General features: G+C 38.3%; 15 protein-coding genes and 1 rRNA gene. 8 read left to right on the top strand and 8 right to left on the bottom strand.

The annotated features are described in order from the left end of the window. Nucleotides 1-51 precede the first annotated feature (51 nt). Nucleotides 52-765 carry a hypothetical protein gene (locus tag LIX50_RS00080; protein ID WP_048954285.1) on the bottom strand — a complete coding sequence of 238 codons (714 nt, stop codon included), beginning with the start codon at nt 763-765 and terminating at the stop codon, nt 52-54. Nucleotides 766-796: 31 nt separating this feature from the next. Continuing rightward, the gene (gene nanQ / locus LIX50_RS00075; RefSeq protein ID WP_048954287.1) at nt 797-1,264 is read right to left on the bottom strand and encodes an N-acetylneuraminate anomerase; all 468 of its coding nucleotides are present in this window, start codon (nt 1,262-1,264) and stop codon (nt 797-799) included. Nucleotides 1,265-1,502: 238 nt separating this feature from the next. On the opposite strand from nanQ, the gene pnp reads away from it, so the two are divergent. The 5 genes from pnp to LIX50_RS00050 all read left to right on the top strand — a co-directional run bounded on the left by pnp (nt 1,503) and on the right by LIX50_RS00050 (nt 8,393). After that, nucleotides 1,503-3,632, top strand: a complete 2,130-nt coding sequence (gene pnp, locus LIX50_RS00070) for a polyribonucleotide nucleotidyltransferase (protein ID WP_048954288.1) — start codon at nt 1,503-1,505, stop codon at nt 3,630-3,632. 81 nt (nt 3,633-3,713) lie between these two features. Beyond that, the gene (gene nlpI / locus LIX50_RS00065) at nt 3,714-4,658 is read left to right on the top strand and encodes a lipoprotein NlpI (protein WP_048954290.1); all 945 of its coding nucleotides are present in this window, start codon (nt 3,714-3,716) and stop codon (nt 4,656-4,658) included. A 120-nt stretch (nt 4,659-4,778) separates the two neighbouring features. Further along, the gene (locus tag LIX50_RS00060; protein WP_048954291.1) at nt 4,779-6,617 is read left to right on the top strand and encodes a DEAD/DEAH box helicase; all 1,839 of its coding nucleotides are present in this window, start codon (nt 4,779-4,781) and stop codon (nt 6,615-6,617) included. A 170-nt stretch (nt 6,618-6,787) separates the two neighbouring features. After that, nucleotides 6,788-8,239 (top strand): membrane-bound lytic murein transglycosylase MltF, encoded by a 1,452-nt coding sequence (mltF, locus tag LIX50_RS00055; protein WP_048954292.1) that lies wholly within the window; start codon nt 6,788-6,790, stop codon nt 8,237-8,239. A gap of 1 nt (nt 8,240) precedes the next feature. Beyond that, complete coding sequence (locus LIX50_RS00050) at nt 8,241-8,393, top strand: hypothetical protein (protein ID WP_165818712.1); 153 nt, start codon at nt 8,241-8,243, stop codon at nt 8,391-8,393. A gap of 45 nt (nt 8,394-8,438) precedes the next feature. Here the strand turns inward: LIX50_RS00050 and LIX50_RS00045 are convergent, their stop codons facing one another. From LIX50_RS00045 to rho, 3 genes are all read right to left on the bottom strand, one after another. Further along, the gene (locus LIX50_RS00045; RefSeq protein WP_048954293.1) at nt 8,439-9,806 is read right to left on the bottom strand and encodes an L-serine ammonia-lyase; all 1,368 of its coding nucleotides are present in this window, start codon (nt 9,804-9,806) and stop codon (nt 8,439-8,441) included. Between the two features lie 35 nt (nt 9,807-9,841). Further along, nucleotides 9,842-11,080 (bottom strand): HAAAP family serine/threonine permease, encoded by a 1,239-nt coding sequence (locus LIX50_RS00040; RefSeq protein WP_048954294.1) that lies wholly within the window; start codon nt 11,078-11,080, stop codon nt 9,842-9,844. 232 nt (nt 11,081-11,312) lie between these two features. After that, complete coding sequence (gene rho / locus LIX50_RS00035) at nt 11,313-12,575, bottom strand: transcription termination factor Rho (protein WP_048954295.1); 1,263 nt, start codon at nt 12,573-12,575, stop codon at nt 11,313-11,315. A gap of 247 nt (nt 12,576-12,822) precedes the next feature. Between rho and metJ the strand changes: the two genes are divergently transcribed. Continuing rightward, nucleotides 12,823-13,140: a met regulon transcriptional regulator MetJ gene (metJ, locus tag LIX50_RS00030; RefSeq protein WP_005634287.1), complete on the top strand. Its 318-nt coding sequence runs from the start codon at nt 12,823-12,825 to the stop codon at nt 13,138-13,140. 13 nt (nt 13,141-13,153) lie between these two features. Here metJ and cueR read toward each other — a convergent pair whose 3' ends face one another. Beyond that, nucleotides 13,154-13,540, bottom strand: coding sequence for a Cu(I)-responsive transcriptional regulator (gene cueR, locus LIX50_RS00025; RefSeq protein ID WP_005629546.1), 387 nt, complete (start codon nt 13,538-13,540; stop codon nt 13,154-13,156). A gap of 76 nt (nt 13,541-13,616) precedes the next feature. Between cueR and LIX50_RS00020 the strand changes: the two genes are divergently transcribed. After that, the gene (locus LIX50_RS00020; RefSeq protein ID WP_048954296.1) at nt 13,617-13,823 is read left to right on the top strand and encodes a heavy-metal-associated domain-containing protein; all 207 of its coding nucleotides are present in this window, start codon (nt 13,617-13,619) and stop codon (nt 13,821-13,823) included. After that, nucleotides 13,798-15,969 carry a heavy metal translocating P-type ATPase gene (locus tag LIX50_RS00015; RefSeq protein WP_048954297.1) on the top strand — a complete coding sequence of 724 codons (2,172 nt, stop codon included), beginning with the start codon at nt 13,798-13,800 and terminating at the stop codon, nt 15,967-15,969. The genes LIX50_RS00020 and LIX50_RS00015 overlap by 26 nt, the downstream gene beginning before the upstream one ends. A 3-nt stretch (nt 15,970-15,972) precedes the next feature. Here the strand turns inward: LIX50_RS00015 and LIX50_RS00010 are convergent, their stop codons facing one another. Together LIX50_RS00010 and rrf are read right to left on the bottom strand one after the other, a co-directional pair. Beyond that, nucleotides 15,973-16,566 (bottom strand): uracil-DNA glycosylase family protein, encoded by a 594-nt coding sequence (locus tag LIX50_RS00010; protein WP_048954299.1) that lies wholly within the window; start codon nt 16,564-16,566, stop codon nt 15,973-15,975. A gap of 273 nt (nt 16,567-16,839) precedes the next feature. Further along, nucleotides 16,840-16,955 (bottom strand): 5S ribosomal RNA (gene rrf, locus LIX50_RS00005). Nucleotides 16,956-16,997: the final 42 nt, after the last annotated feature.

The following is a 16,997-nucleotide window of genomic DNA, read 5'->3' as shown; positions in this document are numbered from 1 at the left end:
CAGAAAAATATATAAATTTCTAATCGCACTTTTTCTATTAAATTTGGAAACCTATTTTGGCTCTTTCGACAAATCAAAACCAATTTTCCAAAATCCTATATCAAGTAGCTTCATTTGAGGATAATCAAGAGTTTTTTCTTCCCCATCAAATTCATATTTAATTAAAAATTCACTTCTTAAATTTTCCAGTTTTTCTTGATGCTCTTCATAAAATTTAATTAATTTCTGCAAAGACGCTATATTGTAATTTCCTGTCGTCACTTTATTCTTTTTAACTGCATCAACAAAGAAACGATCATAAGCTGGCACACAGCCTAATGTGCCCAATAAAACTTTAGAAACTAAAATATTTGAAATATCTTGTGTTACTTCTGTTTCCTTTAGTTCTAATCGAAACGGATTATAAATGGTACTAATTTCACTATTTAGTTTCTTTAGTAACGAACTGGTTTGCTCATTATTTAACTCTTTGCACTCTAATCCAAATAATGTGCTATATTCGGATTTTAATATTTCCTTTACTACTGAAGTATGGATAGTGTAATCATATTGTAATAAAAAGGACGAACCTCTATACATCCCCCAACTAGCTAAATAGAATGCCAAATGTAAACTCAAGTTATCAACATTAGCTCTTTCAGGATTTTTTCTAGCTTCATAAAACTGAGTATAGCAATACTCCCAAGAACGGTATCGACTTGCTGTGTGTTCTTGAAGCTCCTTATAAAATTTTCTAGTTTTTGTAATAAATGCATCAATATTCATTAATTTTTCCTTATAAACACTTTTTCAAAAATTAAATCAATTTAACAGGCACTTTCACGACTAATTTTTTAATTTTTTCTGTTTTTCCATTTACTACACAGCAAGGCTTATGCGGTTCGTAAGGATAAAATACAGCGAACATTTTTGGTTTCATTGTGATGGTGAATTTATCATCAATATCTGCACAAAGTTGATAATCATCCACTTCGTTGTAAGATTCATACTTAGACAAATCAGGATAATTAGCGCCAACTTCTATATTTTCCGTGCCGCGGATTAACACCTGAACATCTAAGTATTCATGATGTAATTCTGCTTTTTTGCTGCTTGATTCTGCAGTTTCTGGTTCCATTACGTTCATATAAATTTGATCGTTAATATCATGGCGACCATTTTCTAACGTATTCAAATCTAACGTATTCAAATAATCACATACTTCAGCAATCACTTTTGGTAAACCAACTTTAAAATTTGGGGTGGTTAAGCTGCTAATAATCATAGAATTTTCCTTATAGTGGCTAAAAGTTATCCTATGATACCAAGTCGGTTAAATGAAATAAAGTTACCAATCACACAAAAACCTCTGTATAATGCCTAGGCTTTATTTTCTACATTAGCGTGCGGCTATCAAAAGCAATTTTAAGCGCTCGGCGGTTATTTTTACAAAAGATTTCTTTTGCTAGTCGCAATCTGGAAAATAAGGCATTGTTTTTAATATAAATTTTAAGGGAAACATTGTGAATCCAATTGTTAAACAATTTAAATACGGTCAACATACCGTTACTCTAGAAACCGGCGCGATTGCACGTCAAGCAACGGCTGCGGTTATGGCAAGCATGGACGATACCACGGTATTCGTTACTGTTGTGGCTAAAAAAGATGTGAAAGAAGGTCAAGACTTCTTCCCATTAACCGTAAACTACCAAGAGCGTACTTATGCGGCGGGTAAAATCCCAGGTGGTTTCTTCAAACGTGAAGGTCGTCCATCTGAAGGCGAAACTTTGATTGCACGTTTAATCGACCGTCCAATTCGTCCATTATTCCCTGAAGGTTTCTTCAACGAAATCCAAGTTGTGGCAACTGTGGTTTCTGTAAACCCACAAATCAGCCCAGACTTAGTGGCAATGATTGGTGCTTCTGCAGCATTAACTTTATCTGGCGTGCCTTTCAACGGCCCTATCGGTGCAGCACGTGTTGGTTTTATCGACAATCAATTCGTATTAAACCCAACGATAGCTGAACAAAAACAGAGCCGTTTAGACTTAGTGGTTGCAGGTACAGACAAAGCCGTATTAATGGTTGAATCTGAAGCTGATATTTTAACTGAAGAACAAATGTTAGCGGCGGTCGTATTCGGTCATCAACAACAACAAGTTGTGATTGAAGCAATTAAAGAATTCGCGAAAGAGGCGGGTAAACCACGTTGGGATTGGGTTGCTCCACAACCAGACACAGATTTAATCAACAAAGTAAAAGCGATTGCTGAAGCACGTTTAGGCGATGCATACCGCATTACTGAAAAACAAGCACGTTACGAACAAATCGATGCGATTAAAGCGGATGTGATTGCACAAATCACAGCTGAAGATGAAGAAATCAGCGAAGGTAAAATCGTAGATATTTTCACCGCACTTGAAAGCCAAATCGTCCGTGGCCGTATCATTGCGGGTGAACCGCGTATTGACGGCCGTACCGTTGATACCGTTCGTGCATTAGATATCTGCACAGGTGTATTACCTCGTACTCACGGTTCTGCAATTTTCACCCGTGGTGAAACACAAGCATTAGCCGTTGCAACGTTAGGTACTGAACGTGATGCACAAATCATTGATGAATTAACAGGTGAACGTCAAGATCACTTCTTATTCCACTACAACTTCCCTCCATACTCTGTAGGTGAAACTGGTATGATCGGCTCGCCAAAACGTCGTGAAATCGGTCACGGTCGTTTAGCAAAACGTGGTGTAGCGGCGGTTATGCCGAGCCTTGCAGAATTCCCGTATGTTGTACGTGTTGTATCTGAAATCACTGAATCTAACGGTTCTTCTTCTATGGCGTCTGTATGTGGTGCATCTTTAGCATTAATGGATGCAGGTGTACCAATCAAAGCCGCTGTTGCAGGTATCGCAATGGGCTTAGTGAAAGAAGAAGAGAAATTCGTGGTGCTTTCAGATATCTTAGGTGATGAAGACCACTTAGGTGATATGGACTTTAAAGTAGCGGGTACACGCGAAGGTGTCACCGCACTTCAAATGGATATCAAAATTGAAGGTATCACCCCTGAAATTATGCAAATTGCATTAAACCAAGCGAAAAGTGCACGTATGCACATTCTTGGTGTAATGGAACAAGCAATCCCTGCTCCACGCGCGGATATCTCCGATTATGCGCCGCGCATCTATACAATGAAAATTGATCCTAAGAAAATCAAAGATGTCATTGGTAAAGGTGGCGCAACAATTCGTTCATTAACTGAAGAAACTGGTACTTCTATCGATATCGACGATGATGGTACAGTGAAAATTGCCGCAGTAGACAGCAATGCAGCGAAAAACGTAATGGGACGTATTGAAGAAATCGTTGCAGAAGTTGAAGCTGGCGCAATTTACAAAGGTAAAGTGACTCGCCTTGCTGATTTTGGTGCATTCGTAGCAATCGTTGGAAATAAAGAAGGTTTAGTTCATATTTCTCAAATTGCTGAAGAGCGTGTAGAGAAAGTGAGTGATTACCTCCAAGTGGGCCAAGAAGTAAATGTAAAAGTTGTTGAAATCGATCGTCAAGGTCGTATTCGTTTAACAATGAAAGACTTGGCTCCAAAACAAGAAACTGAAATTAACCAAGAAGATTCTGTAGAAGAACAGGAATAATCTTGGAATATCGAATCAAAACTTGGTAGCAACTGCTGCCAAGTTTTGTTGTTTTCCAACTTTTAGGCATAAAGAAAGCAAATGCGGTGTTTTCGCTTATCTCGCAATTTTATAGTCTATTTATTTAGCTTATGTGCGATCTTACTCCTTGCAGGCTGTGTTCAGTCTAGGAGTGGTTTTGTGTCTAAAAATCATGTCGTGTTGGCTGAACAAAACCCGAATACTCACTTTGAACAAGAAGTGATGATCGTGCGATTAAGCCAAGTACTACTCGTTGGAAAAATGAGTAATGAAGAACGTGCATCACTACATTTTGAACGTGGCGTACTCTATGATTCCCTTGGATTATGGGGACTTGCTCGTTACGATTTTACTCAAGCCCTTGCATTACAGCCTAAAATGGCATCTGTGTACAATTACTTAGGGCTTTATTTATTGCTTGAAGAAGATTACGACGGCGCATTGGAAGCTTTCAATACTGTGTTTGAATTAGACTCAAGTTATGACTATACCCACCTTAATCGCGGTTTAAATTTTTATTATGTAGGGCGCTACCATCTTGCTCAGCAAGATTTCTTACAGTTCTACCAAGCCGATACAAAAGATCCCTATCGTGTCTTATGGCTATATTTGAACGAACAAAAATTAAAACCACAAGAAGCCCAAAAAAACCTTGTTGAACGAGCAAAAGGGCTATCAGAGGACTTCTGGGGTACACACATCGTTCAATATTACTTAGGACGCATCTCTGTAGAAGAATTACAACAACGTGCAAGTGAATTTGCTGAAAATTCACAACAATATGCTGAAATTCTCACAGAAACCTATTTTTATCTAGCAAAACAAAAACTCAATGTAGGGCTAGTAGATGAAGCAGCAGCTTTATTTAAACTAGCTATGGCAAATCAGGTTTATAACTTTGTTGAGTATCGTTTTGCCGCGTTTGAACTCATGAAATTAAAACCGGTTCAAACAGAAGACGAAAAAGAAGAGAAAAGTGCGGTAACAAAAGCGATTGTTTTCTAAAAATCAATCCAAAACTCACCGCTCTTTGCAGTAGAACGAATAGAAAAATTCATTCGCTCTGCTCAACTTAATAAACCGAAGGCCTCTTTGAGCTTTCCTTATTTATATTCGAGTATTTTAATGACTGACAAAATTACTTTTAATGACTTAGGCTTACCTGAGTTCATCTTAAAAGCTGTTTCTGACTTAGGTTTTGAAACCCCTTCTCCAATTCAACAAGCTTGTATTCCGCATTTGCTCAGTGGCAATGATGTGCTAGGTATGGCACAAACAGGTAGTGGTAAAACCGCCGCTTTTGCTCTGCCTTTATTAGCGCAAATCAATCCAAGTGAAAAACATCCACAAATGTTAGTGATGGCGCCTACTCGCGAACTTGCTATTCAAGTTGCCGATGCGTGCGAACAATTTGTTAAATATGCTCATGGCTCCCGCATTGTTACTTTATATGGTGGCCAACGTTATGACATCCAACTTCGTGCATTAAAACAAGGCGCACAAGTGGTTGTGGGTACACCAGGTCGTATTCTTGACCATATTCGTCGCGGCACATTAAATCTTTCTGAACTTCGTTTTATCGTATTAGATGAAGCTGATGAAATGCTACGTATGGGTTTCATTGATGATGTAGAAACTGTCATGGCAGAATTACCAGAAAATCACCAAACAGCGTTATTCTCTGCAACAATGCCTGAACCGATCCGTCGTATTACGAAACGTTTTATGAATGATCCGAAAGAAGTGAAGATCAAAGTTAATAACGAAAATGCTCCAGATATTGAGCAAAGTTGTTGGTATGTGCACGGCGTGCGTAAAAACGAAGCCCTTCTTCGTTTCTTAGAAGTGGAAAATTTTGATGCAGCGATTATCTTTGCTCGCACTAAAACCGGTACGTTAGACATTACAGAACTACTTGAAAAAAATGGTTTCCGTTCTGCCGCACTTAATGGTGATATGACACAACAACTCCGCGAACAAACCCTCGATCGCTTACGTAACGGCAGTTTAGATATTGTTGTGGCAACCGATGTGGCCGCACGCGGTATTGATATTGAACGCATCAGCCTTGTGGTGAACTACGACATTCCACTTGATGCAGAATCTTATGTGCACCGAATTGGCCGTACTGGTCGTGCAGGTCGTTCTGGTCGTGCTTTATTGTTTGTTGAACCTCGCGAGCGTCGTTTACTGCGTAATATTGAACACCTAATGAAAAAAGGTATCAATGAAGTAGAATTGCCAAATCATCTTGTGTTACAAGAATGCCGCCGCAAAAAATTCGTCGCAAAAATTACGAAACAACTCGAGCATCACGATTTAGAGCAATATCGTAGTTTATTAGAAGACTTATTTACAGCCGATCAGGATCAAGAAGATATTGCTGCAGCAATGTTGATGCTGCTTCAAGGTAAACAAAAATTAATTCTTCCTCCAGATCCGCCAATGGAAAAACGTCGTCGTGAACGTAATGAACGAGGTGATCGCCGTGAAAATCCACGTTCAGCTGAACGTCGTGGCGAACGTAAAGGCTACGGAAATCCACAACCAATGGATTTATATCGTATTGAAGTGGGTCGTGCTGATGGCGTAGAAGTTCGCCATATCGTGGGTGCGATTGCTAACGAAGGTGATATCAATAGCCGCTATATTGGTCATATCAAACTTTATGATGACTACACGACCGTTGAATTGCCACAAGGTATGCCGAAAGAATTACTTCAACAATTCGGTAAAACACGCGTATTGAATAAACAAATGCAAATGTCTTTCTTAGGTGCTGTGAAGTCTGATAGTTCTCGTGGTGGTGATGATTTTAATGGTAAACGTAAAGGCCGTGGTGGCGATTTCCGTGGAGAACGCGGACGTAATGAACGCAGTAATGACAATCGTGGAAATCGTAAATTTAATGAAAAAAGTAACCGCTCTTTTAGCGATAAACCACGCCGTGATCGTCGAGGATAGTATCCTTGCGATATAAAGAATAGTGCTATTTCCTAATGTTTTTTGCATCATTTAAAATTTAGCACTATTCGGTAAACAAAACTTAGCCCCTTGAACCTCAAGGGGCTTTTTATTGTCTATTGCTTAAATTCTAGCTACAATCCCGCAAGCTTTTTATATAGGAAAAATCATTGAAAGGTCTCTTTTTACGTATTATTACTGCCTTGGCTTTATTGCTTTGGGCTATAGATATGGTATTCCCATGGCAATTTTTACGCCATGCTGAAGAAAACCACTATACAGCAATTCAAGAACGAGGCTCACTCATTGTGGGCACAATGAACAATCCTATTTCTTATTTTATAAATAAAGACAGAGAACGAGGCTTTGAATATGAATTGGCTAAAGCATTTGCTGATTCACTAGGTGTAGAACTCGAAATTAAAACTTTCGATAATCAAGAACAATTATTTAATGAGCTAGATAAACATAATATTGATTTAGCTGCGGCTCACCTTTTATATCATCCTAATCATGCAGAACGTTTCCAAATTGGCCCAGCATATCATTCCGCTTCATGGCAATTAGCTTATCGAAAAAATGAACAACGCCCTAAAAATCTAGGCGATATCAAGAAAGAAATTTATATCGCTAACAATTCATCATTAGAAGAAAAACTAAAAGAATTACAAAAACAATATCCACAATTAACTTGGAAAAGAAATCAAGCGTTTACTCAAGAAGAACTATTGCTACAGCTGTCTGAAGGAAAAATTCCTTACGTTATTGCAAATTCGATTGATATTGCGGCGATCCAACAAATCAAACCAGAATTAGCCATTGCCTTTGATATTACTGATGAAGCAAACATTCACTGGTATTTACCAAATAATGCCTACAATGATCTGCAAGCTGCCTTACTCAATTTTATGAATAATGCACAAGAAACAGGGCTAGTGGATAATTTAAAAGAAAAATATTTAGGGCATATTTCACAATTTGATTACGTGGATACGCGCTCTTATATGAACGCAATTGAAAATACACTGCCACAATTCTCACCGCTCTTTGAAAAATATAAAGGCGAATTAGATTGGCGATTACTCGCGGCCATCGCTTATCAAGAGTCTCATTGGAATCCTGATGCAACATCGCCTACGGGTGTGCGTGGCATAATGATGTTAACTAAAGATACCGCGCAACATATGAAAATCAGCGATAGAACAGATCCTGAACAAAGCATTAAAGCGGGATCAGAATATTTACACTGGCTGATTAGTCAAATTCCAGAAACCATTGAAAAAGAAGAAAGAATTTGGTTTGCCTTAGCCGCCTATAACATGGGGCTTGGCCACTTAATTGATGCGCGTCGTTTAACCAAAAATCTTGGCGGAAATCCAGATAATTGGCTCGATGTGAAAAAAAACCTGCCTTTATTAGCAGAAAAACGTTATTATTCCCAACTCAAATACGGCTATGCTCGAGGCTATGAAGCGCATCAATATGTAGAAAATATTCGCCGCTATATGAATAGCATTGTGAATTATCATCGAGTCCAAGAAAATCAAACAATGAATGATAATGCCAACAACGAAAGTGCGATTGAAAATGCAGAAGAAATAAAAGGAAAAAAGGATAAATAAAATGTTAAAACGCAAAACTTTTCTTAAAAAGAAAACCAATTTACAACAAACCTCTTTATCTCGAAATTCACGTTTAAGACGTTTAAAACATCGAAAAAAGCAACAATTTACGCGCCATTCACTTCAATTTGTGGTACAAGATATTTGTTGTTAACAAAATGAAAAGGATTGAGCATTGCTCAATCCTTTTTTACCTATACTAAGAACACACAATCTTAACTGCTAGTCCGCCCTGAGATGTTTCGCGATATTTGGCGTTCATGTCTTTGCCTGTTTCGTACATTGTTTCAATCACTTTATCCAAGGTTACTCTTGGATTAGTGGTACGGCGTAAAGCCATTCGTGATGCATTGATTGCTTTTACTGAAGCAATTGCATTACGTTCGATACAAGGTACTTGAACTTGGCCTCCCACCGGATCGCAAGTTAATCCTAAGTTATGCTCCATTGCAATTTCAGCTGCGATGCATACTTGCAGTGGATTACCACCCAAAATTTCAGCCAGTCCCGCAGCAGCCATTGAACATGCTACACCCACTTCACCTTGGCAACCCACTTCTGCGCCAGAAATCGAAGCATTCATTTTATAAAGTGAACCAATCATTCCTGCTGCTAATAAATAGCGTTCAATAATCTCAGGCGTTAATGGTGAGATGAACTTCTCATAGTAAGCTAATACTGCTGGAATAATCCCGCATGCACCGTTGGTTGGCGCTGTGACTACGCGTCCACCCGCTGCATTTTCTTCATTGACAGCAAGCGCAAACATATTAACCCAGTCGATCACACGCATTGGATCGTTGGACAAATTAGTATTTGCTTGCAACATACGATAAAGGGATGCTGCACGACGTGGCACTCGTAATGGCCCAGGTAAAATCCCTTCAGTATGAATACCATGTTCGATACAAGCTTGCATCGTCTTCCAGACATTCTCTAAATGAGCACTGACAGCTTCTTTGCCATGCAAGGCGACTTCATTTTCCAACATCACAGTGGAAAGCATTAAGCCGTTATCACTGCAATGTTTCAAAATATCTTCTGCATTTTTGTAAGGATAAGGCACTTGGACTGTGTTTTTTTCTTCTTGACCAAAATGGGCTTCATCGACAATAAAACCACCACCGATCGAATAATAGGTTTGGCGATAAAGCTCTGTGCGATTTTCATCAAGAGCGGTAATTGTCATGCCATTTTCATGCAATTTTAAAAAAGTGCGGTGGAAAATGAGATTATTTTCAAAATCAAATTTTACCGTTTTTTGACCAACATTAATTGGTAAAAGCGCAGTTTGTTTCACTTTCTCGATGAAACCTGAAATCATATCGATATCCACATTATGTGGTAAATAACCCGCTAACCCCATGATGATGGCGATATCCGTACTATGGCCTCTCCCTGTCATTGAAAGAGAACCATAAACATCCACATGAATTTCAGCGGTTTGTTCAAACTGATTTCGTTCAATTAAGTCGTCTATAAATTGTTTGCCGGCTTTCATCGGACCGACAGTGTGGGAACTGGATGGCCCAATTCCCACTTTAAACATATCAAATACGCTAATCATAAATTTCTCAAAATTCGCTAAACTTTAAAGGGCGTTTATAATAATCCATAAACAACCGCAGAGATAGCGATTAATCCCATAATCGTTACAAAAACATTGCTGAAACGTCCGCTGTAGCGTTTCATCGCTGGGATTTTGCGAATCGCGTACATTGGCATGATAAACAAAATCATCGCAATGATTGGACCACCAAGAGATTCGATTAAGCCTAAGATACTTGGATTAATAATCGCAACGCCCCATAAAGTTAATAAGAAGAAAAGTGCGGTCGCATAATTGAGTTTTTTACGATTTACAGATTCGCCTTTCATTTTCAAATATAAGCCTTCTAAGCCTTCACGTGCGCCCATATAGTGACCGAAGAATGAGCTCGTAATCGCTAAGAATGCAACAAGCGGGCCAAAATAAGAGATATATGGATTATCAAATTTATTCGCTAAGAAAGACAAAATACTGATATTTTGTGCTTTTGCTGCCACTAATTCTTCAGGTGTTAATGTCAATACGCAGCTAAATACGAAGAACATTACAAAGAATAACAAAATCGTTGAGGTGCCTTTTTCTGTATGGCCGATATGGCGTTCTGCACCATCGAAAGTTTTGTATTCACGGAATTGTGAGCAAGTGAAAGATGAAATTGCTGGTGAATGGTTAAATGAGAATACCAATACAGGAATAGTAAGCCATAATGTTGTGACGAAACCGCCTGCTGTTGGGAATTCATGTAACATCGCACCATTCCATTCTGGAATTAAGTAAATAGAAAGTGCGAATAAAATTAATACTAACGGGTAAACAAGCCATTCTGTGATTTTTAACATCACTTTTTCATTAAATAGCATAACGGAAATCAATATTGCAATTAATACAAAAGAGAGAATCGCTCGGTTTGGTGACGCCATGCCAAGTTGATTCACAATGAAAGAATCGACCGTGTTAGTAATACCGTTACCGTAAATTAAAAGAATAGGGAAAATAGCAAAGAAATAAAGTAGGGTGATAAGTTTACCCGCTGTTTTACCAAAGTGTTCTTCAACTACTTCAGTAATATCGCTGCCAGGATTTTTTGATGAAAGTACAAAATAGGCTAAACCACGGTGAGCAAAATAGGTCATTGGTCCGACGATAATTGCCATTAAAACTAATGGCCAAAATCCACCCATCCCTGCGTTAATCGGTAGGAATAAGACGCCAGCGCCAACCGCCGTACCGAAAAGGTTTAACATCCATGTTGCATCAAATTTGTTCCATTTGAGTTTTTCTGTTGGTTTCATAGTTTGCTCCAAAGCATAAATTATTTAAATTTGTCAATTTGCAGAGCAAAATATGCCCTAACAAAATTTGAGTATTATGTTATGCCGATAAATAGAGAATCTCAAAGAGCAAATTCTAAAATTGTGATCAAGTTAAAATTTTTTTATAAAAAGTGCGGTAAATTCGAACAATAAAAAATCGGTACTCCTATAAGAGTACCGACTATATAAAAGAGTTTTAGAATATTTCTTTCTATGAACGTTTCATTACTTCAAAAAACTCTTCATTGGTTTTTGCAACCATAAGTTTATCAATAAGGAATTCCATTGCTTCTACCTCTCCCATAGGATTAAGAATTTTACGTAGAATCCACATTTTTTGAAGCTCTTCAGGTGAAGTAAGTAAATCTTCCTTACGAGTACCTGAACGATTGAAATCAATTGCAGGGAATACACGTTTTTCTGCAATTTTACGAGAAAGGTGTAATTCCATATTACCTGTACCTTTAAATTCTTCGAAAATAACTTCATCCATTTTCGAACCGGTATCAACTAGCGCAGTCGCAATAATAGTTAAGCTGCCGCCTTCTTCCACGTTACGTGCAGCACCAAAGAAACGTTTTGGACGATGCAACGCATTAGCATCCACACCACCAGACAAAATTTTACCTGAAGCAGGGGTTACCGTATTGTAAGCGCGCGCTAAACGTGTAATAGAATCAAGCAGAATCACTACATCTTTTTTATGCTCTACTGAACGTTTCGCTTTTTCGATTACCATTTCTGCCACTTGAACATGACGAGTTGCAGGCTCATCAAAAGTAGACGCAATGACTTCGCCTTTTACTGAACGTTGCATTTCTGTCACTTCTTCTGGGCGTTCATCAATCAATAATACGATAAGCTCTACATCAGGATAATTATGCGTGATACTTTGCGCAATATTTTGCAGCAACATGGTTTTACCTGCTTTTGGCGGAGCAACAATCAAACCACGTTGACCTTTACCAATTGGTGATGCTAAATCCAAAATACGTGCAGTTAAATCTTCTGTTGAGCCATTGCCTCGCTCCATTCTTAAACGAGAGTTAGCATGTAATGGAGTTAAGTTTTCAAATAAGATTTTGCTACGAGAAACTTCAGGTTTGTCATCATTAACTTGATCAACTTTTAAAAGTGCAAAATAGCGTTCACCCTCTTTGGGTGGACGAATTTTACCTTCGATTTTATCACCAGTTTGAAGATTAAAACGACGAATTTGACTTGGGGAAACATAGATATCATCAGGGCCTGCAAGGTAGGAACTGTCGGCAGAACGAAGGAAACCGAAACCATCCGGTAAAATTTCTAACACGCCACCGCCGAAAATATCTTCACCGCTTTTGGCGTGCTGTTTTAAAATTGCAAAGACAATATCTTGTTTACGCAAACGAGCTAAATTCTCTAAGCCCATTTGTTCTTCGCCAAGTTTCACAAGATCAGAAACAGGGGTATTTTTAAGTTCAGTTAAATGCATAATGAATAAATATTGGAATTAATAAGAATTGATGATTCGAATGGTGGGCATATGCCCTTTGAATGAAGCGTAAATTATCACTAAAACCCTGTACTGTCTAGCGTTTATTTATATTTAATCTAAAAAACTACCGCACTTTTCTTTCTCTTTTTAACATAGAAGTTTAGCCGTCTAGATTGTTATTTATTTGATTTTTCATTAGAATACGGACAATTTGTAAGGTTATCAATAAGCACTAAGGTAAATTATGGCAGATTGGGACGGAAAATATATCAGCCCTTATGCAGAACATGGCAAAAAAAGCGAGCAAGTAAAAAAAATCACTGTGTCTATTCCAATCAAAGTATTGGAAATTTTGACGAATGAACGCACTCGCCGCCAATTAAAAAGTTTACGTCATGCAACCAACAGTGAATTACTTTGCGAAGCATTTTTGCATGCATTCACCGGTCAACCTTTGCCCACCGATGCAGATTTAATGAAAGAGCGTAATGATGAAATTCCCGAAGATGCCAAAGTGCTTATGCGTGAATTAGGTGTTGATCCAGAAAGCTGGGAATATTAACCGCACTTTTCATTTATCCTTTTAATCCATTCAAAATTGAACATTCAGGGCAGTCATTGCCCTGACAATTATCATGCCAACGCTGCAATTCTTGTACCATTTTTTGTAACTGTTCTATTTGTTGATTTAATGTCGCAATATGTTGAGCTGTTAGCGCTTTCACTTCGCGGCTGCTACGCTTAGGATTATCTTGTAGTTCTAATAATTGTGCGATTTGATGTAGCGAAAATCCCACATCGCGTGAGTGGCGAATAAAATGCAATCTTTCTAAATCACTTTCTCCATAATTTCGATAGCCTGACAAACTGCGAACAGCGGGTTTAATTAAACCCATTTTTTCATAATCACGGATTTGTTTCGTAGATAAACCTACTAATTTGGCAGCTTCACTAATATTCATAAAAAATTTCTTGACCTTAACCTAACGTAAAGGTTTATAGTGTAGCCATCAATAAAACGACTAACAAGGAGTAAAAATGAAAACAATCACATTAAACATAGAAGGCATGCATTGCGGCGGTTGCGTAAAAAGCGTTACTCGAGTTTTAACTGAATTAGATGGCGTACAGTCTGCTGTTGTGCAATTAGAAGGTAAAGCAAATATTACTTTTGATGAAAATCGAGTCAATGTTGCACAGTTGATTGAGGTAATTGAAGATGCCGGATTTGATGCCACAGAGTAAAAAAATTTCGATTCAGATTGGTGGGATGACCTGCCAATCTTGTGCCAATCGTATTGAAAAAGTTTTAAATAAAAAACCATTTGTGCAACAAGCTGGAGTGAATTTTGCCGCCGAAGAAGCACAAGTTGTATTTGACTCTACGCAAGCAAGCGAAACTCAAATTATAGAGATTATTCATAAAACAGGTTTTTCTGCTCATATCAAACAAGCCAATGAATTACCAATAGAAGAAAAAAATACATCAATTCCTTGGCGATTAATCATACTTTGGATAATCAATATTCCATTTCTGATTGGTATGCTTGGCATGATGAGTGGCTCACATAATTTGATGTTGCCCCCGATTTGGCAATTTGCGTTAGCGAGCATTGTGCAACTTTGGTTAGCCATTCCATTTTATCGCGGAGCCATCGGTAGTATTCGTGGTGGACTTGCCAATATGGATGTACTGGTCAGTACAGGAACGCTCACCATTTATATTTATTCTGCTTTCATGTTGCTTTACCACGCCAATCATGCAATGAGACATGTGTACTTTGAAGCTTCTGTTATGGTAATTGGTTTTGTCAGTCTTGGAAAATTTCTTGAAGAGCGCACTAAAAAGCACAGCTTAAATAGTTTAAGCATGCTCTTGCAACTGACACCAAAAAAAGTCACCGCTCTACGTAATGACAAATGGACTGAAATTGCACTTGACCAAGTCAATATCGGCGAAATCATTCGTGCGAATCAAGGCGAGCGTATTGCGGCAGACGGCATAATTGAAAGTGGAAATGGGTGGTGTGATGAAAGCCATTTAACAGGCGAATCTCGTCCAGAAGAAAAACAGAAAGGTGGAAAAGTATTAGCGGGGGCGATGGTAACAGAAGGTTCTATTATCTACCGAGCGAATCAACTTGGTAGCCAAACCTTACTTGGCGATATGATGAATGCATTATCTGATGCGCAAGGCTCAAAAGCGCCAATTGCACGATTTGCTGACAAAGTTGCGTCGGTGTTTGTACCTGCTGTATTACTGATTTCACTTGTTACTTTCACTCTCACTTACATTCTGACGAATGATAGTGTATCTTCACTTATTCACGCGGTATCCGTGCTTGTGATTGCTTGCCCTTGTGCCTTGGGATTAGCCACACCAGCAGCCATAATGGTTGGTTTAGGTAAAGCGGTCAATGCTGGCGTATGGTTTAAAGATGCGGCAGCAATGGAGGGAACTGCCCATGTGGATACCGTTGTACTTGATAAAACTGGCACACTAACAAAGGGAGAGCTTGAAATTTCAGCACTATGGCAACCACAAAGTTCGGTGCATTCTGAAGACGATTTGTATCGTTTTGCCGCAGCCGTTGAGCAACAAGCTAACCACCCAATTGCAAAAGCTATTGTGCACGCAGCAGAACAAAAAATGTTAGAAATTCCTACCGCACTTTTCGCAAAGATGGAGGTTGGTCAAGGAATTCAAGCCAAATTAGAACAAGTGGGAACAATAAAAGTCGGTAAACCAGATTATTGCGGTTTAATCTTACCTAAAAATTTAGAGGATATCTGGCAAATTGCGAGCATTGTCGCGGTATCTATAAATGATGAACCTATTGGAGCATTTGCGCTGACGGACACCTTAAAAAACGATAGCTTGCATGCCATTCAACGCTTACAACAGCAAAATATTGATGTAGTAATTATGAGTGGCGATCAACAATCTGTCGTGGATTACATAGCAAAACAGCTCGGCATTAAGAAAGCGTTTGGTGGACTTAGTCCTAGAGATAAGGCGGAACAAATTCAAAAGCTGAAAGCTCTAGGTCATGTTGTAGCAATGGTAGGTGATGGAATAAATGATGCGCCTGCTTTAGCCGCTGCAAACGTCAGTTTTGCAATGAAATCAGGTTCAGATATTGCAGAACAAACGGCCTCAGCAACGCTTATGCAACATTCGGTGAATCAACTTGTGGATGCGCTTTTTATTGCAAGAGCAACCTTGAAAAATATCAAACAAAATCTATTTTTTGCTTTGATTTACAATATTCTCGGCATCCCCCTTGCAGCTTTCGGTTTTCTAAATCCAGTCATTGCAGGCGCCGCGATGGCGATGAGTTCAATTTCTGTATTGATAAATGCCTTAAGATTGAAAAAAGTAAAAATATGACAACTACCCTTTTGATTCATTGATGATACGCTTCACTAATTTTTGCAAATCGGGAATGACCTTTTCGCCAAACCAAGGATTTCTTTCTATCCAAAATTGATTTCTAGGTGAAGGATGAACTAAAGGAATAAAGTGCGGTAAAAATTTTTGATAATTTTTAACTGTTTCAGTTACGTTATTTTTATTATCCGAAAGGTAAAATTTCTGTGCATATTGACCAATCAAAAGGGTTAACTGAATATTCGGTAAATTTTCTAGAATCTGGGGATGCCATTTTTCTGCAAACCCAGACCTTGGAGGTAAGTCTCCAGATTTTCCTTTTCCAGGATAATAGAAATCCATAGGAAGAACCGCAAATATCCCTGAATTATAAAAATAATCGTAATCCACACCTAGCCAATCACGCAGACGATCACCGCTTTTATCATTCCAATATAAACGAGTTTGCTCAGCCTTTAATCCAGGTGCTTGACCAACAATATTAATCCTAGCTGTTTTAGGGGCCGAAAATAAAGGAAAAATTCCACGTTGTGTAAAATCTTTATTTTGAGGATCAGCGATAATACTTGAAGTTATTTCGTTTAAATTTTTAAGCATAATGGATGAGATTAGAAATGAATATATAAAGTCTATTTGAAAAATATGAAAAATCAAAACTCTAAATGATATAAATAGGTATATTTATTAAAACTACATTGTAGGCAATACAAAAATAAAAACTCGTTGTTGAAATAAGATTTCTATTTTCTACTTTAATTCTTTTCTTTAAATAATGAATAAATTATAAAAAACAAAAACCCCAGTAGCTCAACTGGGGTTCTTCTGTTTTTATTTTATTTTATTTTATTTAATTTAGCTTTGTATTTAGTAACCTGGCGGTGCCCTACTCTCACATGGGGAAGCCCCACACTACCATCGGCATTACAGCGTTTCACTTCTGAGTTCGGTATGGTGTCAGGTGGTTCCACCGCACTATCGCCGCCAGGATAATTCTTTGATAACTTTTATTCTAACTTCTATCTATGTTC

Source organism: Haemophilus sp. Marseille-P9675, assembly GCF_916862695.1.
Classification (GTDB): Bacteria; Pseudomonadota; Gammaproteobacteria; order Enterobacterales; family Pasteurellaceae; genus Haemophilus; species Haemophilus haemolyticus_K.
This window is presented reverse-complemented; position numbering and strand designations above follow the sequence as displayed.

Coding starts and splice junctions, on each gene's coding strand:
- LIX50_RS00080 (WP_048954285.1), bottom strand. CDS start 765: ATGAATATTGATGCATTTATTACAAAAACTAGAAAATTTTATAAGGAG.
- nanQ (WP_048954287.1), bottom strand. CDS start 1,264: ATGATTATTAGCAGCTTAACCACCCCAAATTTTAAAGTTGGTTTACCA.
- nlpI (WP_048954290.1), top strand. CDS start 3,714: ATGCGGTGTTTTCGCTTATCTCGCAATTTTATAGTCTATTTATTTAGC.
- LIX50_RS00060 (WP_048954291.1), top strand. CDS start 4,779: ATGACTGACAAAATTACTTTTAATGACTTAGGCTTACCTGAGTTCATC.
- LIX50_RS00050 (WP_165818712.1), top strand. CDS start 8,241: ATGTTAAAACGCAAAACTTTTCTTAAAAAGAAAACCAATTTACAACAA.
- LIX50_RS00045 (WP_048954293.1), bottom strand. CDS start 9,806: ATGATTAGCGTATTTGATATGTTTAAAGTGGGAATTGGGCCATCCAGT.
- LIX50_RS00040 (WP_048954294.1), bottom strand. CDS start 11,080: ATGAAACCAACAGAAAAACTCAAATGGAACAAATTTGATGCAACATGG.
- rho (WP_048954295.1), bottom strand. CDS start 12,575: ATGCATTTAACTGAACTTAAAAATACCCCTGTTTCTGATCTTGTGAAA.
- metJ (WP_005634287.1), top strand. CDS start 12,823: ATGGCAGATTGGGACGGAAAATATATCAGCCCTTATGCAGAACATGGC.
- cueR (WP_005629546.1), bottom strand. CDS start 13,540: ATGAATATTAGTGAAGCTGCCAAATTAGTAGGTTTATCTACGAAACAA.
- LIX50_RS00020 (WP_048954296.1), top strand. CDS start 13,617: ATGAAAACAATCACATTAAACATAGAAGGCATGCATTGCGGCGGTTGC.
- LIX50_RS00015 (WP_048954297.1), top strand. CDS start 13,798: ATGCCGGATTTGATGCCACAGAGTAAAAAAATTTCGATTCAGATTGGT.
- LIX50_RS00010 (WP_048954299.1), bottom strand. CDS start 16,566: ATGCTTAAAAATTTAAACGAAATAACTTCAAGTATTATCGCTGATCCT.